General features: G+C 68.7%; 27 protein-coding genes and 1 pseudogene. 15 read left to right on the top strand and 13 right to left on the bottom strand.

Features of this window, described 5'->3' with window-relative positions:
- Positions 1-51: 51 nt before the first annotated feature.
- The 9 genes from AC3ANK_RS14085 to AC3ANK_RS14045 form a co-directional block, all read right to left on the bottom strand.
- Positions 52-279 carry a YbdD/YjiX family protein gene (locus AC3ANK_RS14085; protein WP_206861653.1) on the bottom strand — a complete coding sequence of 76 codons (228 nt, stop codon included), beginning with the start codon at positions 277-279 and terminating at the stop codon, positions 52-54.
- Positions 263-2,323 (bottom strand): carbon starvation CstA family protein, encoded by a 2,061-nt coding sequence (locus AC3ANK_RS14080; RefSeq protein ID WP_206861353.1) that lies wholly within the window; start codon positions 2,321-2,323, stop codon positions 263-265. Before AC3ANK_RS14080 ends, AC3ANK_RS14085 begins: the two co-directional genes overlap by 17 nt.
- A gap of 114 nt (positions 2,324-2,437) precedes the next feature.
- Complete coding sequence (gene corA / locus AC3ANK_RS14075) at positions 2,438-3,460, bottom strand: magnesium/cobalt transporter CorA (protein WP_206861352.1); 1,023 nt, start codon at positions 3,458-3,460, stop codon at positions 2,438-2,440.
- A 49-nt stretch (positions 3,461-3,509) separates the two neighbouring features.
- Complete coding sequence (locus AC3ANK_RS14070) at positions 3,510-4,673, bottom strand: lipoprotein N-acyltransferase Lnb domain-containing protein (protein ID WP_484172886.1); 1,164 nt, start codon at positions 4,671-4,673, stop codon at positions 3,510-3,512.
- Between the two features lie 10 nt (positions 4,674-4,683).
- Positions 4,684-5,580, bottom strand: coding sequence for a CorC family transporter (locus AC3ANK_RS14065; protein ID WP_206861351.1), 897 nt, complete (start codon positions 5,578-5,580; stop codon positions 4,684-4,686).
- A gap of 107 nt (positions 5,581-5,687) precedes the next feature.
- Entirely contained in the window at positions 5,688-6,167 is a 480-nt protein-coding gene (ybeY, locus tag AC3ANK_RS14060; protein ID WP_206861350.1) for an rRNA maturation RNase YbeY, read from the bottom strand.
- Between the two features lie 11 nt (positions 6,168-6,178).
- Entirely contained in the window at positions 6,179-7,165 is a 987-nt protein-coding gene (locus tag AC3ANK_RS14055) for a PhoH family protein (protein WP_206861349.1), read from the bottom strand.
- Positions 7,166-7,246: 81 nt separating this feature from the next.
- Entirely contained in the window at positions 7,247-7,897 is a 651-nt protein-coding gene (locus AC3ANK_RS14050; protein WP_206861348.1) for a phosphatase PAP2 family protein, read from the bottom strand.
- Positions 7,898-7,961: 64 nt separating this feature from the next.
- Positions 7,962-8,201 carry a hypothetical protein gene (locus tag AC3ANK_RS14045; protein ID WP_206861347.1) on the bottom strand — a complete coding sequence of 80 codons (240 nt, stop codon included), beginning with the start codon at positions 8,199-8,201 and terminating at the stop codon, positions 7,962-7,964.
- Positions 8,202-8,332: 131 nt separating this feature from the next.
- Here AC3ANK_RS14045 and AC3ANK_RS14040 point away from each other — a divergent pair, with 131 nt between their 5' ends.
- From AC3ANK_RS14040 to AC3ANK_RS14020, 5 genes are all read left to right on the top strand, one after another.
- Positions 8,333-9,055, top strand: a complete 723-nt coding sequence (locus tag AC3ANK_RS14040) for a TetR/AcrR family transcriptional regulator (protein ID WP_206861346.1) — start codon at positions 8,333-8,335, stop codon at positions 9,053-9,055.
- A gap of 119 nt (positions 9,056-9,174) precedes the next feature.
- Positions 9,175-10,176, top strand: coding sequence for an HlyD family secretion protein (locus tag AC3ANK_RS14035; protein ID WP_206861345.1), 1,002 nt, complete (start codon positions 9,175-9,177; stop codon positions 10,174-10,176).
- A gap of 23 nt (positions 10,177-10,199) precedes the next feature.
- On the top strand, positions 10,200-11,132 hold the full coding sequence (locus AC3ANK_RS14030) for an ATP-binding cassette domain-containing protein (RefSeq protein WP_206861651.1): 933 nt from the start codon (positions 10,200-10,202) through the stop codon (positions 11,130-11,132).
- A complete protein-coding gene (locus AC3ANK_RS14025; RefSeq protein ID WP_484171469.1) occupies positions 11,129-12,241 on the top strand; it encodes an ABC transporter permease in 1,113 nt (370 codons plus the stop codon). Before AC3ANK_RS14030 ends, AC3ANK_RS14025 begins: the two co-directional genes overlap by 4 nt.
- 81 nt (positions 12,242-12,322) lie before the next feature.
- Positions 12,323-13,987 (top strand): amidohydrolase, encoded by a 1,665-nt coding sequence (locus AC3ANK_RS14020; RefSeq protein ID WP_484171468.1) that lies wholly within the window; start codon positions 12,323-12,325, stop codon positions 13,985-13,987.
- A gap of 74 nt (positions 13,988-14,061) precedes the next feature.
- Here the strand turns inward: AC3ANK_RS14020 and miaB are convergent, their stop codons facing one another.
- Entirely contained in the window at positions 14,062-15,462 is a 1,401-nt protein-coding gene (gene miaB, locus AC3ANK_RS14015; RefSeq protein ID WP_484171467.1) for a tRNA (N6-isopentenyl adenosine(37)-C2)-methylthiotransferase MiaB, read from the bottom strand.
- Between the two features lie 346 nt (positions 15,463-15,808).
- Between miaB and AC3ANK_RS14010 the strand changes: the two are divergent.
- The 7 genes and pseudogenes from AC3ANK_RS14010 to AC3ANK_RS13980 all read left to right on the top strand — a co-directional run.
- A pseudogene (locus AC3ANK_RS14010) lies at positions 15,809-16,423 on the top strand (lytic transglycosylase domain-containing protein); the annotation flags it as partial.
- Between the two features lie 124 nt (positions 16,424-16,547).
- The gene (locus tag AC3ANK_RS14005; RefSeq protein WP_206861341.1) at positions 16,548-17,471 is read left to right on the top strand and encodes a lytic transglycosylase domain-containing protein; all 924 of its coding nucleotides are present in this window, start codon (positions 16,548-16,550) and stop codon (positions 17,469-17,471) included.
- 193 nt (positions 17,472-17,664) lie between these two features.
- The gene (petA, locus tag AC3ANK_RS14000) at positions 17,665-18,288 is read left to right on the top strand and encodes a ubiquinol-cytochrome c reductase iron-sulfur subunit (protein ID WP_484171466.1); all 624 of its coding nucleotides are present in this window, start codon (positions 17,665-17,667) and stop codon (positions 18,286-18,288) included.
- A 3-nt stretch (positions 18,289-18,291) separates the two neighbouring features.
- A complete protein-coding gene (locus AC3ANK_RS13995) occupies positions 18,292-19,551 on the top strand; it encodes a cytochrome b (protein ID WP_206861339.1) in 1,260 nt (419 codons plus the stop codon).
- A 37-nt stretch (positions 19,552-19,588) separates the two neighbouring features.
- Entirely contained in the window at positions 19,589-20,350 is a 762-nt protein-coding gene (locus AC3ANK_RS13990; RefSeq protein ID WP_206861649.1) for a cytochrome c1, read from the top strand.
- A 147-nt stretch (positions 20,351-20,497) separates the two neighbouring features.
- Positions 20,498-21,133, top strand: a complete 636-nt coding sequence (locus AC3ANK_RS13985; protein WP_158984988.1) for a glutathione S-transferase N-terminal domain-containing protein — start codon at positions 20,498-20,500, stop codon at positions 21,131-21,133.
- A gap of 130 nt (positions 21,134-21,263) precedes the next feature.
- Positions 21,264-21,764 carry a ClpXP protease specificity-enhancing factor gene (locus tag AC3ANK_RS13980; RefSeq protein ID WP_320415182.1) on the top strand — a complete coding sequence of 167 codons (501 nt, stop codon included), beginning with the start codon at positions 21,264-21,266 and terminating at the stop codon, positions 21,762-21,764.
- A 169-nt stretch (positions 21,765-21,933) separates the two neighbouring features.
- Here AC3ANK_RS13980 and AC3ANK_RS13975 read toward each other — a convergent pair whose 3' ends face one another.
- Positions 21,934-22,254, bottom strand: a complete 321-nt coding sequence (locus AC3ANK_RS13975; protein WP_206861337.1) for a DUF3301 domain-containing protein — start codon at positions 22,252-22,254, stop codon at positions 21,934-21,936.
- Between the two features lie 100 nt (positions 22,255-22,354).
- Between AC3ANK_RS13975 and AC3ANK_RS13970 the strand changes: the two genes are divergently transcribed.
- A complete protein-coding gene (locus AC3ANK_RS13970; protein ID WP_206861336.1) occupies positions 22,355-23,146 on the top strand; it encodes an FHA domain-containing protein in 792 nt (263 codons plus the stop codon).
- A gap of 12 nt (positions 23,147-23,158) precedes the next feature.
- Here AC3ANK_RS13970 and nadC read toward each other — a convergent pair whose 3' ends face one another.
- Both nadC and AC3ANK_RS13960 read right to left on the bottom strand, forming a co-directional pair.
- Complete coding sequence (nadC, locus tag AC3ANK_RS13965; RefSeq protein ID WP_206861335.1) at positions 23,159-24,025, bottom strand: carboxylating nicotinate-nucleotide diphosphorylase; 867 nt, start codon at positions 24,023-24,025, stop codon at positions 23,159-23,161.
- A complete protein-coding gene (locus AC3ANK_RS13960) occupies positions 24,022-24,291 on the bottom strand; it encodes a Trm112 family protein (protein ID WP_206861334.1) in 270 nt (89 codons plus the stop codon). The genes nadC and AC3ANK_RS13960 overlap by 4 nt, the downstream gene beginning before the upstream one ends.
- Positions 24,292-24,352: 61 nt before the next feature.
- Between AC3ANK_RS13960 and purE the strand changes: the two genes are divergently transcribed.
- Positions 24,353-24,856, top strand: coding sequence for a 5-(carboxyamino)imidazole ribonucleotide mutase (gene purE, locus AC3ANK_RS13955; RefSeq protein ID WP_206861333.1), 504 nt, complete (start codon positions 24,353-24,355; stop codon positions 24,854-24,856).
- Positions 24,853-25,992, top strand: coding sequence for a 5-(carboxyamino)imidazole ribonucleotide synthase (locus tag AC3ANK_RS13950; RefSeq protein ID WP_484171465.1), 1,140 nt, complete (start codon positions 24,853-24,855; stop codon positions 25,990-25,992). Before purE ends, AC3ANK_RS13950 begins: the two co-directional genes overlap by 4 nt.
- The last annotated feature ends 316 nt before the right edge of the window (positions 25,993-26,308 follow it).

The following is a 26,308-nucleotide window of genomic DNA, read 5'->3' as shown; positions in this document are numbered from 1 at the left end:
CGGGCTACAAAAGAAAAAGGCGCCTTCAAGGCGCCTTTTCCGTGAGACCGCTCAACAACAGCGGCTTCGTCCTTTCCCGTAACGCGCTTCCATCCGCTCGCGGAAGAACTCGTCCCGTGTCATCGGTTCGCGATCCGGATGCGTGCGCCGCACGTGCGCGACGTACACGTCGTAGTCGGGAATGCCGATGGCCAGCCGCGCGGTCTGGCAGCTCGCACGCCACCAGCGTGCGAGCAGCTCCAGCGCCACGCGGACGACGCGATCAGCGGGCGACGGCATCGAGCGCGACATAGTCCGACTCCTTCGCCGTCGGTGCGTTGCTGCGTCGTGCGGCGAGCGCGGCGCGGATGCCGAACAGCACCGTCGCCACCACGACCGCGACGAACAACCCGCACAGCGCGGCGTCGAGGTAGTTGTTGAAGATCACCCGCGACATGTCGTCCATCGACTTCGCCGGCGCGAGCACCTCGCCACGCGCGGCGGCGTCGGCGAACTTGCGGGCGTTGGCGATGAAGCCGATCTTCGGGTCCGGGTGGAACAACTTCTGCCAGCCCGCGGTGAGCGTGCAGATCAGCAGCCACGCGGTCGGGATCAGCGGGATCCACAGGAACTTCTCGCGCTTCATCTTCACCATCACCACGCTGCAGAACACCAGCGCGATGCCCGCGAGCATCTGGTTGGCGATGCCGAACAGCGGCCACAGCGTGTTGATGCCGCCCAGCGGATCGACCACGCCCTGGTAGAGGAAGTAGCCCCACAGCGCGACGGCGATCAAGGTGCAGGCGACGTTCGCGGCCCAGCTTTCGGTGCGCTGGAACGGCGGATACGCCAAGCCCGCGAGTTCCTGGATCATGAAGCGCGCCACGCGCGTGCCGGCGTCGACCGTGGTCAGGATGAACAGCGCTTCGAACAGGATCGCGTAGTGGTACCAGAAGGCCATCATGCCTTCGCCCGGCAGCAGGCCGTGCAGGATCTGCGCCATGCCCACCGCGAGCGTCGGCGCGCCGCCGGTGCGCGAGAGGATGGTGTTCTCGCCGATCTCCTTCGCCGTGGCGGTCAGCACGTCGGGCGTGAGCACGAAGCCCCAACTGGAGATCGCCGCGGCGGCGGATTCGGCGGTGGTGCCGATCAGCGCGCCGGGGGCGTTCATCGCGAAGTACACGCCCGGCTGCAGCACGCAGGCGGCGATCAGCGCCATGATCGCGACGAACGCCTCCATCAGCATGCCGCCGTAGCCGACCATCGGGATGTCGCGTTCGTTGGAGATCATCTTCGGCGTGGTGCCCGAGCTGATCAGCGCGTGGAAGCCCGACACCGCACCGCACGCGATGGTGATGAACAGGAACGGGAACAGCTTGCCCGAGAACACCGGGCCGGTGCCGTCGACGAACTTGGTCATCGCAGGCATCTGCAGGTCCGGCATCGCGACCACGATCGCCAGCGCGAGGATCAGCACGGTGCCGATCTTGAGGAAGGTGGAAAGGTAATCGCGCGGCGCCAGCAGGAACCACACCGGCAGCACCGAGGCCACGAAGCCGTAGCCGATCATCAGCCAGGCCAGCGTCGTGCCTTCCAGATGGAACGCCGGGCCCCAGGTCGGATGCGCCGCGACCACGCCGCCGCCCCAGATCGCCAGCAGCAGCAGCACGAAGCCGATGACGGAGACCTCCAGGATCCGGCCCGGGCGGAAGTAGCGCAGGTACAGGCCCATCAGGATCGCGATCGGAATGGTCATCGCGACGGTGAACGTGCCCCACGGGCTTTCCGCGAGCGCCTTCACCACCACCAGCGCGAGCACCGCCAGCAGGATCACCATGATCATGAGGATGCCGACCATCGAGATCACGCCCGCCGCGGGGCCCATCTCGGCGCGGATCATCTCGCCGAGCGAGCGGCCGTCGCGGCGCGTGGAGAAGAACAGCACCAGCATGTCCTGCACCGCGCCGGCGAGGACCACGCCGAACAGGATCCACAACGTGCCGGGCAGGTAGCCCATCTGCGCGGCGAGCACGGGGCCGACCAGCGGGCCGGCGCCGGCGATCGCGGCGAAGTGGTGTCCGAAGACGATGCTCTTGGCGGTGGGGACGTAATCCAGGCCGTCGTTGCGTCGCCACGCGGGCGTCGCGCGCGAGCCGTCGATCATCAGCGCGTTGCGCGCGATGTACAGGCCGTAGAAGCGGAAGGCGATGGTGAACGTCGTCACCGCCGCGACGACGAGCCAGATCGCGTTGATGGTTTCGCCGCGATGCAGCGCGATCGTGCCGATGCAGAACGCCGCCAGTACCGCCACGACGGCCCAGCCGAGCCAGGACAGAGATTTCATGACACCCCTCCGGAAGGATCACCGAAGGGTCGCGCCGGCGCGGGCACCGGGTCAATGCGCAATGCGTCAACTCGCCTGCGACTTTGGTCTAAACAATAAGAGAAATCCGAACCTTTACAGCCACTTGGCCCGTCGCAGCAGACCGTAGAGCACCACGCAGACCACGCCGACCAGGGCGATCAGGGCCGGGTAGCTCCAGCGGCCTTCCAGTTCGGGCATGTGCGCGAAGTTCATGCCGTACCAGCTGGTGATCAGGGTCGGCGCGGCGAGCAGGGCGGCCCAGCCCGCCAGCCGCTTCACCACCTCGCCCTGATGGATCGTCACCAGCGACAGGTTCACGCTCATCGCGGCGGTGAGCATTTCGCGCAGGGTGTCGGTGGTTTCGTTGAGCCGTACCGCGTGGTCGTGCACGTCGCGGAAATACAGCCGGCTTTCCTCGTCGATGAGGCTGCTTCGCCCGCGCGTGAGCTGGCCGAGGATGTCCTGCAGCGGCGCGACCGCCATGCGCAGCCGGGTGAGTTCGCGCTTGAGGTCGTACAGGTGCTTGACCGTGTCGCTGCGGAATTCCTCGGCGAAGATGTCCTGCTCCAGCTCGTTCAGGTCCTGGCTGAACTCCTGCACGATCGGCTGGAAGTTGTCGACGATGAGGTCGAGCACCGTGTACAGCGCGGCGCCGGGACCGTGCGCGAGATCGTCCGCGTCGCGCTCGTAGCGTGCGCGCGCCGGCGCGTAGCTGGTGGACGCGCCGTGGCGCACCGTGACCAGGTAGCGCGGGCCGACGAAGATGTGGGTCTCGCCGAAACGGATGTGGCTGTCCACGCTCTGCGCGGTGTGCACGACGATGAAGAGCGAGTTGCCGTACGTCTCGATCTTCGGGCGCTGGTGCGCGTTGCGCGCGTCCTCGATGGCGAGGTCGTGCAGGCAGAATTCCTCCTGCAGCTTGTCGAGGATGGCGTCCTCCGGCTCGTACACGCCGACCCAGACGAAGGTGTCGTCGTCCTTCGCCAGGACCTCGCTGATCTCGTCCAGGCCGATCTCGCGCCGCTTGCCGCCGGGTTCGTACGCGGCGCAGTTGACCACGCATTGCGGCAGGTCGGGACGATGGGTGTCGGCGGACGTCGGGACGGGCGTGCTCATCCGCGAATCGTGCGCCCGCGCCGCGCGCGCGGCAAGCCGTGGGCGGGCTTCAGCGACGCGCGCCGAAGCCCTGCAGCAGGCCCAGGTGGATCGGCAGCAGCAGCGCGATCCAGTGCACGTTGCGTTGCGGGTTCACCGGCAGCCAGTACACGAACAGCGAGGCCACAGCGCCCAGCGCGATCGCCGCCAGCACGCCGCGGAAGAAGCGCCCCGGATCGCGCCCGCGCAACGCACGCGCGCCGCCCGGAACCAGCAGCCAGCACAACGGGCTGAGCAACAGCAGGTTCGCGTTCGCCCATGCGTAGGTGTGCTGCGTGCCGAACCACAGGAACAGCATCAGCGCGCCGAGCAGGCCGGCGAGGATCCAGAACGGCAATGCGATCGCCGCGACCAGACGCGGACGCGTGCGTCCCAGCATCGCCGCGGCGATGCCGATGGCGATGCCGGCCAGCGCCCACGGCCACCAGCGCACCGGGCCGTCCTGCGGTTCCGGCGGCAGGCGATGCGGCAGGATCTGCTGTTCTTCCAGCACGAGCGGGCGGCCGTCGGTGTTCTTCACCTCGCGCAGCGCGGCGGCGAGGCGCATCGGCACGTAGGCTTCGCGCCACACCGGCATCGGCTGGTCGGCCGACGGGCCCAGGCCGACGTCGAAACCCAGCCACATCCACCACGCAGGCGACGCGAGTCGCACGGCTTCGCTGCGCGCGGTGGAGCCGTGCGAACGCCCTTCGATCTGCCGACGCAGGCCGCCGTCGAGCACGCGGTCGAGCGCGTCGCGCACGCGCGTGGAGCAGTTGTCGTCGAAGTATTCGTACTTGTAGAACGCGTTCTCGGGCCTGGCGTTCTCGGCCAGCGCGGCGGCGAGCTCGACCGCCTGCGCTTCGTCCAGGTCCAGCCACTGGATGCTCACGCCGCGGCCTTCCTCGCGGTACTGCATCAGGTCCTGTTCGAACGGCAGCGCCGCCAGGCGATAGCGCATGTCGCCCTTGACGAAGCGGCTGACGAAATCCTTCTCGGTCGGATCGAAGAAACCGAAGTTGTACGAGATCGCCTCGTTCGTCTCCGGATCGACCACCACGATCGCGTTGTGGCCGAAGCGCTCGAAGAAAATCTCGCCCGGCTGCATCGTCGCCACGCCGATGCGCGGCGCGGCGAAGGCGGGCAGGGCGACGAATGCGAGCAACAACGCGATCAGCGCGAACGCGCGGCGCATCGCGCCCGGCTTACGCGTCACCCAGCACCCCGACGTGGAAGGCGTGCACGCGGCGCGCGTCGGCACCGGAGACGCGGAACACGAAGCGTCCCAGCGTGAGTTCCTCGCCGGCTTCGGGCAGGTGGCCGATCGCGGCCGTGACGAGGCCGCCGATGGTGTCGTATTCGTCGTCATCGAAGTCGGCACCGAAGCGCTCGTTGAAATCGGAGATCGGCGTCAGCGCATCGACCACGAACTGGCCGTCCGCCTGCGCGGCGATGAGTGCGCTCGGATCCTCGGCGTCGTCGTGTTCGTCGTCGATCTCGCCGACGATCTGCTCCAGCACGTCCTCGATGGTGACCAGGCCGGCGACGCCGCCGTGCTCGTCGATCACGATCGCCATGTGGTTGCGCGACTGGCGGAACTCGCGCAGCAGCACGTTCAGGCGCTTGGATTCGGGGATCAGCACCGCCGGGCGCAGCAGCTCGTGGACGCTGCCCGGACCGTTGTCGGCGACCACGCCGCGCAGCAGGTCCTTGGCGAGCAGCACACCGAGGATCTCGTCCTTGTCCTCGCCGTGCACCGGGAAACGCGAATGGCCGGATTCGACCACCTGCTTCATCAGGTCCAGGAAGCGGGCGTCCGCCGGCAGCGAGACCATCTGCGAGCGCGGGATCATCACGTCGCCCACGGTGAGGTCGGACACCGCGATGGCGCCTTCCATCATGCGCAGCGTGTCGGCGGCGATCAGCCCGTCGGCCTGCGCGTCGCGCAGCAGTTCGACCAGGTCCTCGCGTGTGGTCGGTTCGCCGGAAAGCGCCGAGCTGATGCGTTCGAGCCAGGACCGCGGCCTTTCGTGCCCGCGCCGTTCGGCGCGCTTTTCCTGGAGCTCGGGCGAGTGGAAGCTACTACTGTCGTCCTCGGACATTGCGATAGTCAGGCGCCCCGGGGGGAAGGGGGACGTCCGGAGGAGTCTAGCGCGGATGCGCGACAGGCGCTTGGCGAGGCCCGTCGGGCCGGGCGCCAGGACCGGGCTCAGTCGCCGTAGGGGTCCTCGATGCCCAGCGTGGCGAGGATCTCGCGTTCCAGCTGCTCCATGCAGACGGCTTCCTTCTCGTCCTCGTGGTCCCAGCCCAGCAGGTGCAGCACGCCGTGCACGGTCAGGTGCGCGTAGTGGGCGGCCAGCGGCTTTTTCTGTTCCCTGGCCTCGCGCGCCACGACCGGCGCGCAGATGACCAGGTCGCCCAGCAGCGGCATCTTCACGCCCTTGGGCAGCCCTTCGGGCAGCTCGGCGGGAAAACTCAGCACGTTGGTCGCGTAGTCCTTGCCGCGATAGTGGTGGTTGAGCGCGCGGCCTTCCTTGGTGCCGACGATGCGGATGGCGAGGTCGGCCTCGCGGATGCGGCTGTGCAGCGCGGCGGCGACCCACTTGCGGAAGCTCACCGCCGAGGGAACGCCGGTGCGCGGCACCGCATAGTTGATGCTGACGTCGAGGCGGACCGGGCCCTGGGTCATGGCGTGGACGCTCAGGCGGAGGGGCCGGTCGACGCGTCCTTCGCGTCGCGGGCGTCGTAGGCGTTGACGATGCGCGCCACCAGCGGATGGCGCACCACGTCGCGCGATTCGAAGAAGGTGAAGCTGATGCCGTTGACGTTGCGCAGCACGTCCAGCGCGTCCTTCAGGCCGGACTTCTGGTTTCGCGGAAGGTCGATCTGCGTCAGGTCCCCCGTGACGACGGCGGTACTGCCGTAGCCGATGCGGGTCAGGAACATCTTCATCTGCTCGATCGTGGTGTTCTGCGCCTCGTCGAGGATCACATACGCGTCGTTAAGCGTGCGTCCGCGCATGTAGGCCAGCGGCGCGATCTCGATGACGTTCTTCTCCAGCAGCTTCACCACCTTCTCGACGCCTAGCATTTCGTACAGCGCGTCGTAGAGCGGACGCAGGTAGGGATCGACCTTCTGGGTGAGATCGCCGGGCAGGAAGCCGAGCTTCTCGCCGGCTTCCACCGCCGGGCGCACCAGGATCAGCCGCTGCACGCGCGCTTCGTTCAGCGCCTCCACCGCGCTGGCGACGGCGAGGAAGGTCTTGCCGGTGCCGGCGGGGCCGATGCCGAAGTTGATGTCGTGCGTGGCGATGGCGTGCAGGTATTTCGCCTGGTTGATGCCGCGCCCGCGGATGGTGCCGCGCTTGACGCGGATGGCGACTTCCTGCGGTTCGACGTCGTCGTTGGCGACGCCGTCGGCATCGATCTCGGTCAGGCGCAGGTGGATCGCCGGCTCGGTGAGCGTTTCCTCCGCCGCGTCGCGCCACAGATCGCGCAGCAGCCGTTCGGCCTTGCCGACCGCGTCCTGCGGGCCGACGATGCGGAAGATGTTGCCGCGATTCGCGATCTCCACGCCCAGGCGCAGTTCGATCATGCGCAGATGGCCGTCGAAGGGGCCGCTGAGGTTGGCCAGGCGCTCGGTTTCGGCCGGCTCGAGGACGAATTCGGACGTGGTTCGTGAAGCCATCGTGAGGATCGGGGGAAGCGACGCAGGAATGAAGCTTGCGCCTGCGCTGCCGATTTCGCAAAGGAACCGTGTCGGCGTCGGTTACCGGAACAGGTCGCGGCGTGCGATCCACAATCCCATCGCAGCCGTACCCGCGCCGCCGACGATATCCCACGCGTAGTGCTGGCCCGTCGCGACGACACTGGGGAACAACGAGATCGCCAACGGCCACGCCCACGCGCGCGCGCGCGGATGCTGCGCGCAGTAGCCGGCGACGGCGACGACCGGTGCGGTGATGTGTGCGGAGGGAAAGCAGTTGCCGCTGCCGTCGAGGAAGTGCAGCAGGCGCCATGCCGCGGCGGTCGCACCGTGCAGGTCGATCGGAACCTCGCGCCGCGCGAGCGAGGTCGGCCACAGCACCCAGATCGCGGCGTTGGCCGCCATCGACCACGCGTATGCACGCAGCGTCGCCAGGAAGATGCGGCGGTCGCTGATCGCCAGGATGAAAGCCGGCGCGATCACCAGCAGCAGCCAATAGGGCCAGATCGCCCACGCATGCCAGCCGATCACCCGATCGACGGCCGTCGGGGTCATCGGCCGCGGAACGCGCAGTGGCAGGTGCACCGTCACCAGGTACACCAGCGTCACCATGCCGATGACGGCGCTGGCGAGCAGCATGCGGCTGGACGCGGGCAGGCGGGATTGCGCGATCGTCAGGGCGGACAGGGTGGTGCCTTCATGCGCTGGGGACACGCGAGGATCGCCGCGCGTCGCGGACTTGCCAAGTCCGCGTGCGTCGCTCGGGTCGCGCAGGCGTCTATCGGCTTTGCGTGGACGTCCGATCGCGCCGGTGCGCTGCGAACGCCCGCAGGATCGCGATCGAACCGAATGCCGCAAGTGCCAGCGAACCCCATAGCCACGCATGCATCACCGCATCGTGGAAGACCTGCGCGTCGCGTGCGTAGCGCATCCACCAGCGCAGCAATCCGAGCAGGCCGAGCCCGAGGAACCACAGACCGAGGGCGCAGCGCTGGAACAGGGTGGGCATTGGGTTCATGGCGGGGAACCGGACTGGACCATTCGCATCATGGACCTCCGCGGCGTCGATGGGGTTGCCGTTGCGGGCCGGCTCGACCGTTCGTCGGCTCGGGCTTGAATTCTAATTAATCGAACAATTAAATAAGCGCCATGAACGCCGAGCACCCGAAGACGCCGCGCAGGAAGGCGGAAAAGACCCCAGCCACGACGTCCAGCCGACGCTCCGGCGCGGGCCGTCCCGCCGGCCAGCGATCGCCCGGACGCCCCGGCGCCGACGGCCCGGACCTGCGCGAACGCCTGCTCGACGCCGCCATCGCCTGCTTCGTCCGCGAGGGCATCGCCGGCACGTCGCTGCGCACCATCGCGGCCGAGGCCGGTGTGACGCCGGCGCTGCTGCACTACTACTTCGGCGACAAGGCGCAGTTGCAGGAAGCGGTGATCGGCGAGCGCGTGCTGCCGGCATTCGGGCAACTGCGCGAGCCGATCATGGCCGCCGGCGACGACGTGGCCGCGCTGATCGCCGCCTTCGTGCAGGGTGTGGGGCGTGTGGTCGCCGCGCATCCCTGGCTGCCGCCGCTCTGGGTGCGGGAGGTGCTGTGCGAGGGCGGCGCCCTGCGCGACGTGCTGTTCGAACGCATCGGTCCGCAACTGCCGCAGATGATGACCACGCGCTTCGCCCAGGCGCAGGCACGCGGCGAGATCAACGAAGATCTCGATCCCCGCCTGCTGATGGTGTCGCTGGTCGGCCTGACGCTGTTTCCCGCCGCGGGCGCGCCGATCTGGCGCCGCCTGCTGCAGGCGGACGACCTCGATTTCGAAGCGCTGCGCCGGCACACGCTGGCGCTGCTGGATCGCGGGCTGGGGCTGGCATGAGGACGGAAGGAAACGAGGAACGAGCGGAGAGGAACGAGAAACCAGGCGAAGGTGGTGCACCTTCGTTTCTCGTTCCTCATCTCTCGTTCCTCGCATGAGACCGGGATTGGAGTGACGCCATGAAGATCCGGAAGCACCAGTGGAAAGGAACGGGAAACGGGAGGAGGGCGTCTCGCGCGTTCTTCGTTTCTCTCGTCATCGTCCTCGCCACGACGCTCGCGGCCTGCCGCGACGACACGCCGCAGGCGCTCGGCACGCTGGAATGGGACCGCATCGCGCTGCCCGCGCCCGCGGCGGAGAAGATCGTCCGCATCGACGTGCGCGAAGGACAACGGGTGAAGGCCGGCACGCGCCTGCTGCAATTGGAGGTCACGCGCACGCAGGCGCAGTTGCAGGCCTTGCAGGCGCAGGCGCAGCAGGCGGGCCAGGCGCTGGAGGAGCTCGAACATGGCCCTCGCAGCGAACAGATCGCGCAGGCGCGCGCGAACCTCGCCGCCGCGCAGGCGCAGGCGGTCGACGCGCGCGCGTACTACGCACGACTTCAGCCGCTGGGGCGTCAGCAGCTTGTCGCCGCGTCCGAAGTCGATCGCGCCCGCGCCGCCGCCGGCAACGCCGACGGCCAGGTGCGCGCCGCACAGGCCGTGCTGCTCGAACTCGAACGCGGCACGCGCAGCGAACAGATCGCGCAGGGCCGCTCGGCGGTCGCGTCGGCGCAGGCGCAGGCCGCCACGCAGGCGGCGACGCTGCGTCGGCTCGACCTCACCGCACCGCGCGCGGGCGTGGTCGACAGCCTCCCGTACCGTCTCGGCGACGAAGCGCCCATCGGCGCGCCGCTGGCGGTGATGCTGGTCGGCGATCGCCCGTACGCGCGGATCTACGTGCCCGAGCCGATCCGCGCGAACGTCAAGGTAGGCGACACCGCAAACGTATTCCTCAGTGGACGCGACGCCGCCCTGCAGGGCCGCGTGCGCATGATCCGCAGCGAACCCAGCTTCACCCCGTACTACGCATTGATCGGCGAGGACGCCGCGCGACTGAGCTATCTCGCCGAAGTGGAGATCACCGGCGCGCCCGGCGAGCTGCCGGCCGGCGTGCCGGTGCGCGTGGAATTCGCGCGATGAACGGCGCGCCCGACGAGCTCGCCATCCGCGCGCGTGGCCTGACCAAGCGCTTCGGCCAGCTCGTCGCGGTGGACCACGTCGATCTGAGCGTGCCGCGCGCGAACGTGTACGGCTTCCTCGGCCCGAACGGATCGGGCAAGACCACGACGATCCGCATGCTGTGCGGCCTGCTCACGCCGAGCGACGGCGATGTGGAAGTGCTCGGCCTGCGCGTTCCGGAACAGGCCGAGGAGTTGCGTCGCCGCATCGGCTACATGACCCAGAAGTTCTCGCTGTTCGAGGACCTGACCGTGCGCGAGAACCTGGAATTCCTCGCCGCCGTGCAGGACATCCCGCGCGCGGCGGCGGGCAAGCGCATCGATGAGCTCGTCGAGCAGTACCACTTCGCCGATCGCCAGAAACAGCTCGCCGGCACCATGAGCGGCGGCCAGAAGCAGCGCCTCGCGCTCGCCGGTGCGGTGATCCAGAAGCCGGAACTGCTGTTCCTGGACGAACCGACGAGCGCGGTGGATCCCGAATCGCGCCGCGATTTCTGGGAAAAACTGTTCGATCTGGCCGACGCCGGCACGACGATCCTCGTGTCCACGCATTACATGGACGAAGCCGAGCGCTGCCATCGCATCGCAATCCTCGACCGTGGCGCGCTCGTCGCCGACGGCACGCCCGACGAACTCACCCACGCGCTCGCCGGGCGCACGCTGGAAGTGATGGCGAAGCAGCCGCGTCGCGCGCAGCAGGTGCTGATGGGCGTGCCGGGCGTGCTCAGCGTGGCGCAGATCGGCAACGCGCTGCGCGTGCTCAATGACGCCAACGGCGATGCCGCCGATCGCGTGAGGAAAGCGCTCGCCGACGCGGGGCTCGACGCCGAAGTCGCCGCTTCGCATCCGAACCTGGAGGACGTGTTCGTCTCCTCCACGCGCGGACGCGACCACGAGGCGCCGGAGAAGGCCGCATGAACCTGCGCCGGCTGTTCGCGATCGTGATGAAGGAACTGCGGCAGATGCGCCGCGACCGCATCACGCTGGCGATGATCGTCGGGATTCCGGTGATGCAGCTGGTGCTGTTCGGTTACGCGATCAACCTCAACCTGCGCGGCCTGGACACCGGCATCGCGGATCAATCCAACACCGCCGCCTCGCGCGCGCTGGTGATGGACATGGTCGCCACCGGCGTGATCGATCCGACCGTGAGCGCGACCTCGCCGCAGCAACTGATGGAGAGCCTGCGGCGCGGGGAAATCAGCATCGGGGTGGTGATTCCGCCGGACTTCGAACGCCGCCGCTTCGAAGGCCGCGAAGCCGTGCAGGTGCTGGTCGACGGCAGCGACACGGTGGTGCAGAGCGCGGCGGTGCAACTGGCGCAGTTGCCGCTCGACACGCGACCCGCCGACAACCGCGTCGTCGGCAGCGTGGGGCAGGTCGGGCCGGGGCAGGTGAGCGTGGTGAGCTTCTACAACCCGCAGCGACGTTCGGCCATCAACATCGTGCCGGGCCTGATCGGGGTGATCCTGACGATGACGATGGTGCTGTTCACCGGCGTCGCGATCGTGCGCGAACGCGAGCGCGGCAACATGGAGCTGCTGATCGCCACGCCGCTGTCGAGTTCGGAACTGATGATCGGCAAGGTGCTGCCGTACGCGGCGATCGGCCTGATCCAGACGACGGTGATCCTGGTGCTGGGCACGTGGCTGTTCGACGTGCCGGTGCGTGGCAGCCTGCTCGACGTGTACCTCGCCGGCGTGCTGCTGATCCTCGCCAACCTGACGCTGGGCCTGCTGATATCGACCAAGGCGCAGTCGCAGTTCCAGGCGATGCAGATGACCTTCTTCGTGTTCCTGCCGTCGATCCTGCTGTCGGGGTTCATGTTCCCGTTCGCGGGCATGCCGAAGGTGGTGCAGTGGCTGGCCGAACTGCTGCCGCTCACGCATTTCCTGCGGCTGATCCGCGGCATCATGCTGCGCGGCGCGGGCCTGATGGAACTGTGGCCGGACGTGCTGGCGCTGATCGCCTTCATCGTGGTGATGATGACGCTGGCGATATCGCGGTTCCGCAAGCGGCTGGATTGAGTCGCCGCACCGCGGCCGGGACTTGCCACGACGCACGCGATTGCGCACAGTCCGGACACTTTCGGACATGAGGGGAACGGGATGCGCAAGCTGGTGTCAGCGGTTTCGGCGGTGCTGGTGGCGATGTCCGGTCACGCGATCGCCGCGCAGGTCACGGTGCTCAGCGCGGCGCGCATCCACACCATGGAAACCGCGCAACCGAAGGTGCAGGCGCTGGCGTTCGACGACACCGGCCGCATCCTCGCGCTGGGCGCGACCGCAGACCTGATGAAGCGCTATCCGAAGGCGGACCGCATCGACGCGGGCCAGGCGACGGTGATTCCGGGCCTGATCGACGCGCACGCGCACGTGTCGGGCCTGGGCATGACGATGCTCAGCGCGGACCTCGTCGATGCGGCGAGCAAGCAGGAAGTGCTGCAACGCCTCAAGACGTTCGAGAAGCAGTTGCCCGCCGGCGCGTGGCTGATCGGCCGCGGCTGGGACCAGAACGACTGGCCGGAGAAGGCATTCCCGAGCGCCGCCGACCTGGATGCCGCCTTCCCCGATCGCCCGGTCTGGCTGGAGCGCATCGACGGCCACGCCGGATGGGCCAACAGCGCCGCGATGCGCGCGGTGAAGCGCGGTCTCTCCGGCGACTGGCAGCCCGACGGCGGTCGCATCGAACGCGATGCGCGCGGGCAGCCGACCGGCATTTTCATCGACGCCGCCACCGCGCTGGTCGACGAAGCCCGCCCGCCGCTCGACGAAGCGACCGCCGAGCGCGCACTGACGCTGGGCATGCAGTCGGCGGTCGAACACGGCCTCACCGGCGTGCACGATGCGGGCGTGAGCCTGGCCGAACTGAAGCGCTACCAGCGCCTCGCCGATCGCGGTGCGATGCCGCTGCGCATCACCGCGATGGCCGACGGCAATAGCGAAGCGCTGGAATCGCTGTGCCAGCACGGGCTGTACACCCATCCGTCGGGCCGCCTGCAGATGCGCACGCTGAAGCTCTACGCCGACGGCGCGCTGGGCAGTCGCGGCGCGGCGATGCTGAAGGAATACAGCGACGATCACGGCAACCTCGGCATCATGGTGACCTCGCCCGAACAGATCGCCGTCGCCGTGGACAAGGCGAAACGTTGCGGCGTGCAGGTCGCCACGCACGCCATCGGCGATCGCGGCAACCACGTCGTGCTCGAAACCTACGCGAAGGCGCTCGGCCAGAACGCGGCGACGACCGATCACCGCTGGCGCATCGAACATGCGCAGGTGCTGTCGCCGGCGGACCTGCCGCGCCTGGCGCGGATGCACGTCATCGCGTCGATGCAACCCACGCACGCGACCAGCGACATGCCCTGGGCGGAGGACCGCGTCGGACCGCAGCGCATCATCGGTGCGTACGCGTGGCGGCAGTTGCGCGACAGCGGCGCGCGACTCGCGCTGGGCTCGGATTTCCCGGTGGAATCGGTCGATCCGCGCTTCGGCCTCTACGCCGCCGCAACGCGCGCCGACGCGCAGGGCCTGCCCGCTGGCGGCTGGTTCCCGCAGGAGAAGCTCACGGCGTTCGAGGCGCTGCGCGGCTTCACCCTCGACGCCGCCTACGCAGGCTTCGCCGAAACGCAGGTGGGCAGCCTCGCCGTCGGCAAGCGCGCGGATTTCGTGGTGCTGAGCGAAGACCCGCTGGCGATCGCGCCGAACGGCCTGCGCAACCTCACGGTGCAGGCGACGTACGTGGACGGGAAGGCGGTGTATCGCGCGAAGTGAGTCGGCGCGCCGGATGCGCGGCTGTCATCCGGCATCGGGCTTGAACCGCAACGGATGAAGGCGCGACGTGGCCGTCAGGCCACGTCCGCGTCCGCCATCGCCACGCGTCCGCGCAGCGAATTGCTCATCGCCTCGGTGATCACCACGTCGACGAACTGGCCGATCAGGCGCGGATGGCCCGGGAAGTTCACCGAGCGCATGTTCTCGGTCTTGCCGGTGAGTTCGTTCGGATTCTTCTTCGACGGGCCTTCGACCAGCACGCTCTGCACGCTTCCGACCATCGCCTCGGAGATCGTGCGCGCATGCGCGTTGATGTGCGCCTGCAGGCGCGACAGGCGCGCGTGCTTCTCCTCGCTGGAAACGCTGTCTTCCAGGTCGGCCGCCGGCGTGCCGGGGCGACGCGAGTAAATGAACGAGAACGACTGGTCGAAGCCGACGTCCTCGATCAGCTTCATGGTCTTCTCGAAATCCGCGTCGGTCTCGCCGGGGAAGCCGACGATGAAATCCGAGCTGATCGAGATGTCCGGACGCACCGCACGCAGCTTGCGGATCTTCTGCTTGAATTCCAGCGCCGTGTAACCGCGCTTCATCGCCGCCAGGATGCGGTCGCTGCCGGCCTGCACCGGAAGATGCAGGTAGTTGGCGAGCTTGGGCACGTCGCGATACGCCTCGACCAGCGAGTCGGAGAACTCCAGCGGATGCGAGGTGGTGAAGCGGATGCGGCCGATGCCTTCGATCTCGGCGATGGCGCGGATCAGCAGGCCGAGGTCGGCGACTTCGCCATCGCCGAACGGTCCGCGATACGCGTTGACGTTCTGCCCGAGCAGATTGATCTCGCGCACGCCCTGCGCGGCGAGGTCGGCCACTTCCACCAGCACGTCCTCGAACGGGCGGCTGATTTCCTCGCCGCGCGTGTAGGGCACCACGCAGAACGAGCAGTACTTGCTGCAGCCTTCCATGATCGACACGAACGCCGACGGTCCTTCGGCGCGCGGCTCGGGCAGGCGGTCGAACTTCTCGATCTCCGGGAAGGAGATGTCGACCTGCGGCAGGCCGGTGTCGCGGCGGGCCTGGATGAGTTCGGGCAGGCGGTGCAGCGTCTGCGGGCCGAAGACCAGGTCCACGAACGGCGCGCGCTTCACGATCGCCTCGCCTTCCTGCGACGCCACGCAGCCGCCGACGCCGATCACCACCGGCTTGTCACCCTGCTTGAGCGACTTCCAGCGGCCGAGCTGGCTGAAGACCTTCTCCTGCGCCTTCTCGCGGATCGAGCAGGTGTTGATCAGGATGACGTCGGCCTCTTCGGCGTTGTCGGTCAGCACCAGACCGTCGCTGGCGGCGAGCACGTCGGCCATCTTGGCCGAGTCGTACTCGTTCATCTGGCAACCGTGGGTCTGGATGTAGAGCTTCTTCGTCGCGGGCGCGGGGGAAGCGTCGGTGCCGCGCGTGGCGGCCGGGGTCTGGGTCTGGCTCATCTGGCTCGATCCGGGAAGGGCGGCGGTTATTCCGCGCCGGAGGGAGCGCCATTCTACAGGCCCGGGCGACCGCAGGCCGCGCCGGCCCGGGAATCGCGTTTGCTGGTCCGAGGGCAGGAGGAGGGCGCGCGGGCCGCGCCGGCAGGCCCGTACGTTCGTGGAATCGCTGAAGGCTCGCCTTGCATCGCTGGGGTTCGCCGGGCTGCTGGTGGCGGCGACCTCCGCGTGGGCGCAATCCGCTCCGGCCCAGCTCGGGCAGCCGAGCCGGCCGACCGCGCCGGGGCGGACGCTCGGGTTCGCGGGCGGGGCGGCGGTCCATGCGGATGCGCCCGCGACCGGCCAAGCGCCGGGCTCCGCCGCGGCGACGCCGCCGATGCGCGTCGCCCAGGGCCAGGTCTACCGGTTCGTCGAGGGCGGCGTGGTCCACTACGCCAGCCAGCGGCCCAGCCCGCGCGCCGGGCTCGGCCAGATCAGCCGGCTCACCTATACCTACATGGAAACCTGCTACGCCTGCGCGCTGCAGCCGGGCGTGGACTTCGCGACGATCCGGCTCGACACCCAGACCTTCAGCGCGGAAATCGCCGCGGCCTCGCGCGACTTCGGCGTCGACGAGGCGGTGGTGCGGGCGATCATCCACGCCGAATCGGCCTACAACCCCAACGCGATCTCGCGCGTCGGCGCGCAGGGCCTGATGCAGCTGATGCCGGCGACGGCGCGGCGCTTCGGTGTGGTCAACGTGTTCGACATCCGCCAGAACATCCGCGGCGGCGTGCAGTACCTGGCGTGGCTGCTGCGGCGGTTCGACGGGAACCTGGTCCTGGCCGCGGCCGGCTACAACGCGGGCGAGGGTGCGGTCGACCGCTATCGCGGCGTTCCCCCGTTCGACGAGACCCAGCGCTACGTGCAGCGCGTCGCCCTGCTGGCCGAGCGCTACCGCACGGCGAGCGCGATGCGGCGCTGAGCGAGGTGGCCGGTTCGCGTTCCGCGGACGGGTCGCAGATGCGGATGCGGGCGTGGTCACGTTTCCCGCTCCCTGCGCAATCAAGGACTTGTGAAGGGGCGGGAGACAGGACACACTCGCCGCCATGAGGGGGGGCTCGCTGCTGCTGGGGATCGTCTGCCTGTTGGCCGCGGCGCCGTCCGTGGCCGGCACGCTCTACCGTTGCGAAGGCGCCGACGGCGCGCGCAGCTACGTGAGCAAGCGCGTGGCCGGCGCCCGGTGCACCGTCATCAGCCACTCGGCCGACCGCCCCGCGCGCACGTCCGAATCCCCGAAGCCGGCCGCAGCGGTCGGCGGCATGACCTCGGCCTCGTCCGTCACGGTGGCGGCTTCGGCGCCCGCCGTGGCCTCCGTACCGGCCGTCGCGACCGTCGCCACGTCGGCGCCGATCGCCCCGACGCCCACGACTTCCTACAACGCGCCGCGCGTGGTGCGCGGGCAGGTGTACTCGTACATCAAGGACGGCGTGCGCCACTACACCAGCCGCAAGCCGCACGGCGTGGCGAACGCCTCGGCGGTGCGCACCATCCGCTACAGCTACATCCAGACCTGCTATGCGTGTTCGGCCCGCCCGGGCGTGAACTTCGGCACGGTCCGCCTCAACACCGACGCCTACCGCGACGAGATCGCCGCCGCCGCGCGCCAGCACGGCGTGGACGAGGCGATCGTGCGCGCGATCATCCACGCCGAATCGGCCTACAACCCCAACGCGCTCTCGCGTGCGGGCGCGCAGGGCCTGATGCAGTTGATGCCGGGTACGGCGCGGCGCTTCGGCGTGAGCAACGCGTTCGACGCGAAGCAGAACATCCAGGGCGGCGTGCAGTACCTGGCGTGGCTGCTCAAGCGTTTCAACAACAACCTGACCCTCGCCGCCGCAGGCTACAACGCGGGCGAGGGCGCGGTGGACAAGTACAACGGCGTGCCGCCCTACAGCGAGACCCAGCGATACGTCCAGCGGGTGGGCGTGCTGGCGGACCGCTACCGGGGCGCCATGGCCGTGATGCGCTGACGTTTTTTCCCGTCCCGCGCCCGGTCGGGCGTGGGCCGCGTGCGCGCCCGTCGAGCGGACGAGTCGTGCAACGTGAAGCGGATTGTCGGCTCATTCACGGTTCCGTTACACTTCCCCGTCTTTTGTGCCGCGAGCCGTCGCCAGTGGCGTGGGTTGTGCGGCGAAACTTCGTTCCAGCTTTGCGGAGTGCCGGATGGCCAACCAAGGGGTCAACGATCCTGTCAACCAGGGCCGCCGTCGGTTCCTGACCGCGACCACTGCCGTGGTCGGTGCGGTCGGTGCCGGTTTCGTGGCGGTGCCGTTCATCAAGTCCTGGAATCCGAGCACGCGGGCGAAGCTCGCCGGTGCGCCGGTGACCGCCGACATCAGCGCCCTCGAAGAAGGCCAGCGCCTGATCCTGGAATGGCGCGGGCAGCCCATCTGGATCGTCAAGCGTTCCAAGGCGATCCTCGACGCGCTGCCGACCCTGGATTCGCGCCTGCGCGATCCCAAGTCCGAGAACAAGGACCAGCAGCCGGCGTACATCACCGGTGAGCTGCGTTCGATCAAGCCCGAGATCTCCGTCCTCGTCGGCCTGTGCACCCACCTGGGCTGCTCGCCCGAAATGAAGGCCGAGATCCGCCCCGAGCCGTTCGATCCCGAATGGAAAGGCGGCTACTTCTGCCCGTGCCACAAGTCGCGCTTCGACATGGCCGGCCGCGTGTTCCAGGGTGTCCCGGCGCCGACCAACCTGCTCGTGCCGCCGCACCATTACGAGAACGACACCACGATCGTCATCGGTGTCGACCCGTCGTCCAGCAGCAAGGGAGCGGCGTAAGCCATGGCGAACATCTTCACGAAGGCCGCCAACGGCGTGATGGACTGGGTCAACGAGCGGGCCCCGGCGATGATGCCGGCGTACCGCAAGCACATGACCGAGTACTACGCGCCGAAGAACTTCAACTTCTGGTACTACTTCGGTTCGCTCGCGCTGCTGGTGCTGGTCAACCAGATCGTCACCGGCATCTTCCTGACGATGCATTTCAAGCCGTCCGCGGCCGAAGCGTTCGCGTCGGTCGAATACATCATGCGCGACGTGGAGTGGGGCTGGCTGATCCGCTACATGCACTCCACCGGCGCGTCGATGTTCTTCATCGTCGTGTACCTGCACATGTTCCGCGGCCTGATGTACGGCTCCTACCAGAAGCCGCGCGAGCTGGTGTGGATCCTGGGCATGCTGATCTACCTGGTCCTGATGGCCGAGGCCTTCATGGGCTACGTGCTGCCGTGGGGCCAGATGTCGTTCTGGGGCGCCAAGGTGATCATCTCGCTGTTCGGCGCGATCCCGGTCATCGGCAACGGCCTGACCGAATGGATCATGGGCGACTTCCTGCCGGGCGACGCCACGCTGAACCGGTTCTTCGCGCTGCACGTCATCGCGCTGCCGCTCGTCCTGCTGCTGCTGGTCGTGCTGCACCTGGGCGCGCTGCACGAGGTGGGTTCGAACAACCCCGACGGCGTCGAGATCAAGAAGGGTCCGAAGGGCAACCGCTGGGATCCGAACAAGCCGGCCGACGGCATCCCGTTCCATCCGTACTACACGGTGAAGGACCTGTTCGGCGTCGGCTTCTTCCTGATCATCTGCGCGTTCGTGATCTTCTTCGCGCCGGCCTTCGGCGGCTGGTTCCTGGAGCACGACAACTTCACCGAGGCCAACCGCCTGGTGACGCCGGAGCACATCAAGCCGGTGTGGTACTACACGCCGTACTACGCGATGCTGCGCGTGGTCCCGGACAAGCTGCTGGGCGTGATCGTGATGTTCGCGGCGATCGCCATCCTGTTCTTCGTGCCGTGGCTCGACCGCTCGCCGGTGAAGTCGCACCGCTACCGCGGCTGGATCACCAAGGTGATGCTCGCCATCCTCGCCATCTGCTTCCTGTGGCTGGGCAAGATCGGTGCCGGCCCGGGTACCGATCCGGTCGAAACGATCATCGGTCGCGTGCTGACGTTCCTGTACTTCGCCTTCTTCATCAGCATGCCGATCTGGACCAAGCTCGACAAAACCAAGCCGGTACCGCAACGGGTGACGATGCATGACTGAGATGACCGCTCACGCCATCCACCGCCCCGTCCAGAAGATGCGCATCGTGAACAAGTTCGCCACCTTTGCCGCCGGCCTGCTGGTGTCCTTCGCCGCGCTGACGACCAGTGCGTCGGCAGCCGAGGGCGGCCACCTGATGCAGTCGGGCACCGACCTGGGCGACCGCGCGTCGCTGCAGCGCGGCGCCCAGCTGTTCATGAATTACTGCTCCGGCTGCCACTCGCTGAAGTACCTGCGCTACTCGCGCATGGCCGAGGACCTGGGCCTGACCGAAGAAGAGGTGATGAACAACCTCAACTTCACCGGCGCCAAGTTCGGCGAGCAGATCCAGGTCAGCCTGACCCCGGACCACGCCAACCAGTGGTTCGGCAAGATGCCGCCGGACCTGAGCCTGATCTCCCGCGTCCGCGGCAGCGACTGGATCTACACCTACCTCAAGTCGTTCTACCTGGACGAATCGCGTCCGCTGGGCTGGAACAACAAGCTGTTCCCGAACGCCTCCATGCCGAACCCGCTGTGGGAGCTGCAGGGCCTGCAGCACGCCGAGTTCGGCGAGGCCGACAAGGCCACCGGCGAGCGGCCGGTGCTGGGCCTCAAGGTCACCCAGCCGGGTCACCAGGGCGCCGAGGAGTTCAACCAGTCGGTGCGCGACATCACGGCATTCCTCGAGTACGCCGGCGAACCGGCCGCCCTCAAGCGCCAGAGCATGGGCGTGTGGGTGATCCTGTTCCTGGCGATGTTCACCCTGCTGGCCTACCTGCTCAAGCACGAGTACTGGCGGGACGTGGACAAGCACTGATCGCATGCTGTATCCCTTGGAGCCCGTACAGGAATGTGCGGGCTCCTTGGTTTGCAGGCAGCAGCAGCTGATCGAGGCCGTGACGACCGTCCACACGGGGTGGACGGCGTCTAACCACCGGCGGAATCCGGTGGCCGGAGAGGTCGAATGGCGGCGAGTCCACGTATGCGCAATGCCCTGACGCTGTTTTCTTCCACCGACTGCGTGCTGTGCCATCGCGTGCGCCTGGTGCTGGCCGCGAAAGGCGTGACGTACGACCTGGTGCCGGTCGATCCGCAGAACCCGCCGGAAGACCTGGTCGACCTCAACCCGTACCACTCGGTGCCGACGCTGGTCGAGCGCGACCTGGTCCTCTACGCGGCCAGCGTGGTCAGCGAATACCTCGACGAACGCTATCCGCATCCGCCGCTGATGCCGGTCGATCCGCTCTCCCGCGCGCGCCTGCGCCTGGCGATGCTGCGGCTGGAGCACGACTGGGTGCCGCAGGTGCAGGCCATCCAGTTGGGCAACAAGGCCCAGGCCGAAGCCGGCCGCAAACGCCTGAAGGAATTGCTGACCGCATCGGTCCCGCTGTTCAAGGCGAGCAAGTTCTTCCTGAACCCCGAAATGAGCCTGGCCGACTGCGCGATGGCGCCGATCATCTGGCGCCTGGACGCGCTGGGCGTGCCGCTGCCGAAGGACGGCAAGGCCATCGAGGATTACGGCAACCGCATCTTCCGCAACCCCGGCTTCACCCGCAGCCTGACCGAACAGGAACGCAAGCTGCGCGAACTGCCAGCCTGAGGGGGCCTGATCGGGTGCGAGAACGACACGGGCCTTCGGGCCCGTTTTCGCTTCCCGCGCGTCCGTTTGGCCGACGCCGAGCACGCCGCGCGTGTACCTGGGGGCGACCCCGCGGCGCTACACTCCCGACATGAGTCAGGAAAGCACTTCTTCGATGACCAGCCATCGTCCGTACCTGCTGCGGGCGCTGTACGAGTGGATCGCCGACAACGGCATGACGCCACACCTGCTGGTCGATGCCACCCGCCACGGCGTGCAGGTGCCCACGCATGCGGTGAAGGACGGCAAGATCGTCCTCAACATCGCCGAGCGCGCGGTGTCGCGCCTGGAGATGGCCAACGACGCCATCCGCTTCAGTGCCCGCTTCGGCGGCGTGAGCTATCCGGTGACGGTGCCGGTGCAGGCGGTGCTGGCGATCTACGCGCGCGAAACGGGGCAGGGCATGGCGTTGCCCGAAGACATCCATGCGGCGGGAGAGGAAGGCGAGGTCGACATCGAACTGGCCGACGAAACGCCCGCAAGTCCGCTCAGCGCCGTGCCGAGCGAGCCGGCGCCCGACGGCGACGACGAGGGCCCGCAGACGCCGACGCCGACGCCGCGGCGCGGGGCGCACCTGCGCATCGTGAAGTGACGCATCGGCGCGTTCGCGCGAAGCGCGGGCGCGTCTGCCGATAGGTCATCCCCGCGAGGCGGGGAACCCGGCTTGTTCCCGCATCAGCGCGCCGGCGTTTGTAACGCGGGTAAGCGAAGCGCACCCAGGATGGGCGCCCGCGAACCCCGGTGCGCTTCGCTTGCCCGGGCTAATGCAAAGCCGAAGGCTCCCGCGTCACCGGCCCGGTGAACGCCACCAGCCGCTCGCCGCGCAGCACCAGCTTGCCGACGTGGCGGTCCTCGCCGTTGATCGAGTAATCGAAGCGGAACGTGCGCTCGAAGCCGAGCCAGCCGCTCTCCTGGCGATACAGCCGAATGCCGATCGCGTGCACGCTCTGGTCCAGCCACTGCACGCCGGCGGCGCGGCAGGCGTCGCGCCCGACGGCTTCGGCGCGTTCGGCGGCGGCACGGCTGGCGCTCCAGAATGCGAACGCCATCGCAGCGACGATCATCAAGATCAGTAGAGTCATGCCGATTACTGTGGCGACGTGCCGCGCCGCTCGCAAGTTCCGGAGCGCAGGCCTGTCGGCACAGTCGGACCAGGGAACCGCTGCAGGGGGCAGATCCCGCTTGAAACTCGTCTTTCCGGGTGGCGAACACCCGCAGGTACTGCTCGGTCACGGCGTAAACCGCGTCGGCTCCGATCCGGAATCCACCATCGTCATCGACCGTCCCGGCGTCATGCCGCAACACTGCCAACTGCACGTCACCGCGCAGGGCGTGATGCTCGACGTGCCGGCCGGCACCACGGTCAGCGTCAACGGACGGCAGGTGCAGGGCCTGATCGCGCTACGCCCAGGCGACAGCGTCGGCTTCGACCAGGTGCAGGCCAAGCTCGCCGCGCTCGGTCCGCCGCCGGTGGTCGCGCGCCAGTCGGTGCCCGGGCCGGATCTGGTGTCCGCCAACGACGACCCCGGCGTCACCGCCGTGCGTCCGGTGCTGCCGCGCTTCTTCCTGCGCAGCGTCTCGGCGGAGCTGGGCACGCGCAGCGATGCGATCGTCGGCGTGCTGACCGTCGGCCGCGGACCGGACTGCAACCTGCGTTTCGATGCGCCGGGTTTGTCGCGCATGCACGCGCGGCTCATTCCCACCGACGCCGGAGTGCAGGTCGAGGACCTTGGCTCCAGCAACGGCACCTTTCTCAACGGCAAGCGCGTCCTGCGCGGCGAGGCGAAGGTCGGCGACGAACTCGCCTTCGACGTGCTGCGTTTCCGCCTGGCCGGCGCGGCGGCGACGGAGCCGGTGCAGGTGGTGGCGACGTCGATGCGCAAGCCGCAGTCGCGGCGTTCGCCGTGGCCCTGGGTTGCGCTGGTGCTTGCGCTGGCCGCCGCGGGTGCCGCGGCCGTGGTGCTGATGCCCTGACGCGCCGCCGCCTCAGGCAGGCGGCGGACCGAGCTTGAGCGACAGGTCGATCGCGCGGACGTGCTTGGTCAGTCCGCCGATCGAGATGCAGTCCACGCCGTCTTCGGCGATCGCGCGCAGGGTCTGCATGTCGACCCCGCCGGATACCTCCAGCGGGATGCGCCGGGCGACCGGCGCCTCGTGCGCGATACGCACCGCCTCGCGCCGCATCGCCGCATCGAAATCGTCGATGAGGATGCGGTCGCAGCCTTCGTGCAGCGCTTCGCGCAGCTGCGCGATCGATTCGACTTCCACGATCAGCGGCAACGCCGGATGCATCGAGCGTGCGGCGCGGATCGCCGCGGCGATCGAGCCGGCCGCGCGCACGTGGTTTTCCTTGAGCATCACCGCGTCGAACAGGCCGATGCGATGGTTGACGCCGCCGCCGACGCGCACGGCGTACTTCTGCGCCTGGCGCAGGCCAGGCAGGGTCTTGCGCGTGTCGAGGATCTTCGCCGCCGTACCGCGCACCGCTTCGACGTAGGTCGCGGTGGTCGTGGCCGTGCCCGACAGCGTCTGCATGAAATTGAGCGATGCACGCTCGGCGCTCACCAGCGCACGCGCGCGGCCGTGCAGCGTCGCCAGCACCGTGCCGGCCTTCACGCGGTCGCCTTCGTCCACGCGCCAGTCGATGCGTACCAGCGGATCGAGTGCGCGATGGCAGGCATCGAACCACGGCCGCCCGCACACGACGGCGTCTTCCTTGCACAGCAGGTACGCGTCGTCGGCGACGTCCGGCAGCAGCGCCGCGGTGACGTCGCCGTCGCCCAGGTCCTCGGCGAGCGCGAGCGCGACGTCCTGCGCGACGGCCTCTGCCGGCGGCGGAGCGAAGGCGCTCATGCGCCGGGGAAGGCCGGGATCTGCGCGGTGGCGATGGCTTCCTCGGCCAGCAGCACCGGGATGCCGTCGTCGATGCGGTAGACGGTGCGGCGATCGCGCGTGACCAGCGCCTCGCGCAGCGGCTCGGTCTGGGCGCTGCCGTCGGCGCGCTGCAGCCCGCCGGACTCGATCGCGGCGTTCAGCGCCGTGAGGCCCCGGCCGTCCAGCATCTGCAGCGGCTGGCGGGTGGTGGGGCAGACGAGCAGGTCGAGCAGCTTGCGGTCCATGGAATGCGGTGCCGGGGGAAGACGGGGCGTTAGAATACGTCTTTGTCTCAGGACCCGCCCAATGTCCGGAACTGCCGCCGCCCCGCTCGTGGGCATCGTGATGGGATCGCGCTCCGACTGGGAGACGATGCAGCATGCCGCCGCGAAGCTGGAGGCGCTGGGCGTCCCGCACGAAGTGCGCGTGGTGTCCGCCCACCGCACGCCGGACGTGCTCTTCGAATACGCGGCCACGGCGAAGGCGCGCGGCCTGCGCGCGATCATCGCCGGCGCCGGCGGCGCGGCGCACCTGCCGGGCATGCTCGCGTCCAAGACCGCCGTTCCGGTGCTGGGTGTGCCGGTGCAGAGCAAGGCGCTCAACGGCATGGATTCGCTGCTGTCGATCGTGCAGATGCCGGCGGGCATTCCCGTTGCCACCTTCGCCATCGGCAACGCCGGCGCGGCCAACGCCGCGCTGTTCGCCGCCGCGCTGCTGGCGAACGAGCAGCCCGCGATCGGCGCGGCGCTCGACGCCTTCCGTACCCGCCAGACCGACGACGTGCTGGCCAACGACGATCCGCGCAAATGACCACGGTCGGCATCCTCGGCGGCGGCCAGCTCGCGCGCATGCTCGCGTTGTCGGGCGCGCCGCTCGGCCTGCGCTTCCTCGTGATGGACAACGTCGCCGACGCGTGCGCGGGGCAGTTCGCGCCGATGGTCGTGGGCGATTACCGCGACGAAACCACGCTGGCCGAATTCGCCTCGCGCGTGGACGTGGCGACGTTCGATTTCGAGAACGTGCCGGCCGAATCGGCGCAATGGTTGAGCGAGCGCGTGCCGGTGTTCCCGAATCCCGGCGCGCTCGCGACCGCGCAGGATCGCCTGGCCGAGAAGACGCTGTTCCGCGAACTGGGCATTCCGGTGCCGCCGTTCGGGGCGATCGACACGCGCGAGCAGCTCGATGCCGCACTCGCCGACATCGGCACGCCGTGCATCCTCAAGACGCGTCGGCTCGGTTACGACGGCAAGGGCCAGTTCCGCATCAGGACGCTCGCCGATGCCGATGCCGCGTGGGACGCGCTCGGTGCGCAGGCGCCGAAGGTCGGGCTGATCCTGGAAGGCTTCGTGCACTTCCAGCGCGAGCTGTCGGTGGTCGCCGTGCGCGGTCGCGATGGCGAATTCCGCGCATGGCCGCTTACCGAGAACTGGCACGTCGATGGCGTGCTCTCGGCGAGCCTCGCGCCGGCGCGCGTGGACACCGCGCTCGGTGAGATCGCCTACGACTACGCACGCCGCCTCGCCGAGGCGATGGATTACGTCGGCGTGTTCGCACTCGAATTGTTCTGCCGCGACGGCGAACTGCTCGCCAACGAGCTCGCGCCGCGCGTGCACAACTCCGGCCACTGGACGATCGAAGGCAGCGAGACCAGCCAGTTCCAGAACCACCTGCGCGCGGTGCTCGGCCTGCCGCTGGGCGACACGCGCATGGTCGGGCTGGCGTGCATGCTCAACTGGATCGGCGAGATGCCCGACGCGCTGCCGATGCTGCGCGAGCCCGGCGGCCACTGGCACGACTACGGCAAGCTGCCGCGCGCGGGCCGCAAGGTCGGCCACGCGACGTTGCGCGCGGACGATGCGAATGCGCTGGCGATGTCGCTGGAGCGCGTCGGTGCGGCGCTGGGGCGTGAGGCGCAGGTGGCGCCGGTGATCGGGGCCTTGCGCTGACGCGACGTCGTTCGCGCCTCCACGGGTTCGCGCCTTGGCGGAATGACGATCGCCTGCCGTTGCAGCCCGGGTCAGCCAAGCGCACCCGGGATCGACGTGCATCGACGCGGAGACGTCGCCCCGGGTGCGCTGCGCTTACCCGGGCTACAAAGGCACGGCTGGGGCGTGAAGCGCGGGTGGCGCCGGTGATCGGGGCGTTGCGCTGACGCGACGCTGTTCGCGCATCCACGGATTCGCGCCTTGGCCGAATGGGGTTCGCCTGCATGGCGCCGCGCGGAAAAGAAAACGGCCGGGTTTCCCCGGCCGTTCTCGCATC

The organism is Lysobacter sp. SCRH-1R, from assembly GCF_057747855.1.
The sequence above is the reverse complement of the archived record's forward strand: the minus strand, read 5'-3'. Positions and strand labels throughout refer to the sequence as shown.

Excerpts from the sequence above, each read along its gene's own strand:
- AC3ANK_RS14085 (WP_206861653.1), bottom strand. The coding sequence starts at position 279 with ATGCCGTCGCCCGCTGATCGCGTCGTCCGCGTGGCGCTGGAGCTGCTC.
- AC3ANK_RS14080 (WP_206861353.1), bottom strand. The coding sequence starts at position 2,323 with ATGAAATCTCTGTCCTGGCTCGGCTGGGCCGTCGTGGCGGTACTGGCG.
- corA (WP_206861352.1), bottom strand. The coding sequence starts at position 3,460 with ATGAGCACGCCCGTCCCGACGTCCGCCGACACCCATCGTCCCGACCTG.
- AC3ANK_RS14070 (WP_484172886.1), bottom strand. The coding sequence starts at position 4,673 with ATGCGCCGCGCGTTCGCGCTGATCGCGTTGTTGCTCGCATTCGTCGCC.
- AC3ANK_RS14065 (WP_206861351.1), bottom strand. The coding sequence starts at position 5,580 with ATGTCCGAGGACGACAGTAGTAGCTTCCACTCGCCCGAGCTCCAGGAA.
- ybeY (WP_206861350.1), bottom strand. The coding sequence starts at position 6,167 with ATGACCCAGGGCCCGGTCCGCCTCGACGTCAGCATCAACTATGCGGTG.
- AC3ANK_RS14055 (WP_206861349.1), bottom strand. The coding sequence starts at position 7,165 with ATGGCTTCACGAACCACGTCCGAATTCGTCCTCGAGCCGGCCGAAACC.
- AC3ANK_RS14045 (WP_206861347.1), bottom strand. The coding sequence starts at position 8,201 with ATGAACCCAATGCCCACCCTGTTCCAGCGCTGCGCCCTCGGTCTGTGG.
- AC3ANK_RS14040 (WP_206861346.1), top strand. The coding sequence starts at position 8,333 with ATGAACGCCGAGCACCCGAAGACGCCGCGCAGGAAGGCGGAAAAGACC.
- AC3ANK_RS14035 (WP_206861345.1), top strand. The coding sequence starts at position 9,175 with ATGAAGATCCGGAAGCACCAGTGGAAAGGAACGGGAAACGGGAGGAGG.
- AC3ANK_RS14025 (WP_484171469.1), top strand. The coding sequence starts at position 11,129 with ATGAACCTGCGCCGGCTGTTCGCGATCGTGATGAAGGAACTGCGGCAG.
- AC3ANK_RS14020 (WP_484171468.1), top strand. The coding sequence starts at position 12,323 with ATGCGCAAGCTGGTGTCAGCGGTTTCGGCGGTGCTGGTGGCGATGTCC.
- miaB (WP_484171467.1), bottom strand. The coding sequence starts at position 15,462 with ATGAGCCAGACCCAGACCCCGGCCGCCACGCGCGGCACCGACGCTTCC.
- AC3ANK_RS14005 (WP_206861341.1), top strand. The coding sequence starts at position 16,548 with ATGAGGGGGGGCTCGCTGCTGCTGGGGATCGTCTGCCTGTTGGCCGCG.
- petA (WP_484171466.1), top strand. The coding sequence starts at position 17,665 with ATGGCCAACCAAGGGGTCAACGATCCTGTCAACCAGGGCCGCCGTCGG.
- AC3ANK_RS13995 (WP_206861339.1), top strand. The coding sequence starts at position 18,292 with ATGGCGAACATCTTCACGAAGGCCGCCAACGGCGTGATGGACTGGGTC.
- AC3ANK_RS13990 (WP_206861649.1), top strand. The coding sequence starts at position 19,589 with ATGCGCATCGTGAACAAGTTCGCCACCTTTGCCGCCGGCCTGCTGGTG.
- AC3ANK_RS13985 (WP_158984988.1), top strand. The coding sequence starts at position 20,498 with ATGGCGGCGAGTCCACGTATGCGCAATGCCCTGACGCTGTTTTCTTCC.
- AC3ANK_RS13980 (WP_320415182.1), top strand. The coding sequence starts at position 21,264 with ATGAGTCAGGAAAGCACTTCTTCGATGACCAGCCATCGTCCGTACCTG.
- AC3ANK_RS13975 (WP_206861337.1), bottom strand. The coding sequence starts at position 22,254 with ATGACTCTACTGATCTTGATGATCGTCGCTGCGATGGCGTTCGCATTC.
- nadC (WP_206861335.1), bottom strand. The coding sequence starts at position 24,025 with ATGAGCGCCTTCGCTCCGCCGCCGGCAGAGGCCGTCGCGCAGGACGTC.
- AC3ANK_RS13960 (WP_206861334.1), bottom strand. The coding sequence starts at position 24,291 with ATGGACCGCAAGCTGCTCGACCTGCTCGTCTGCCCCACCACCCGCCAG.
- purE (WP_206861333.1), top strand. The coding sequence starts at position 24,353 with ATGTCCGGAACTGCCGCCGCCCCGCTCGTGGGCATCGTGATGGGATCG.
- AC3ANK_RS13950 (WP_484171465.1), top strand. The coding sequence starts at position 24,853 with ATGACCACGGTCGGCATCCTCGGCGGCGGCCAGCTCGCGCGCATGCTC.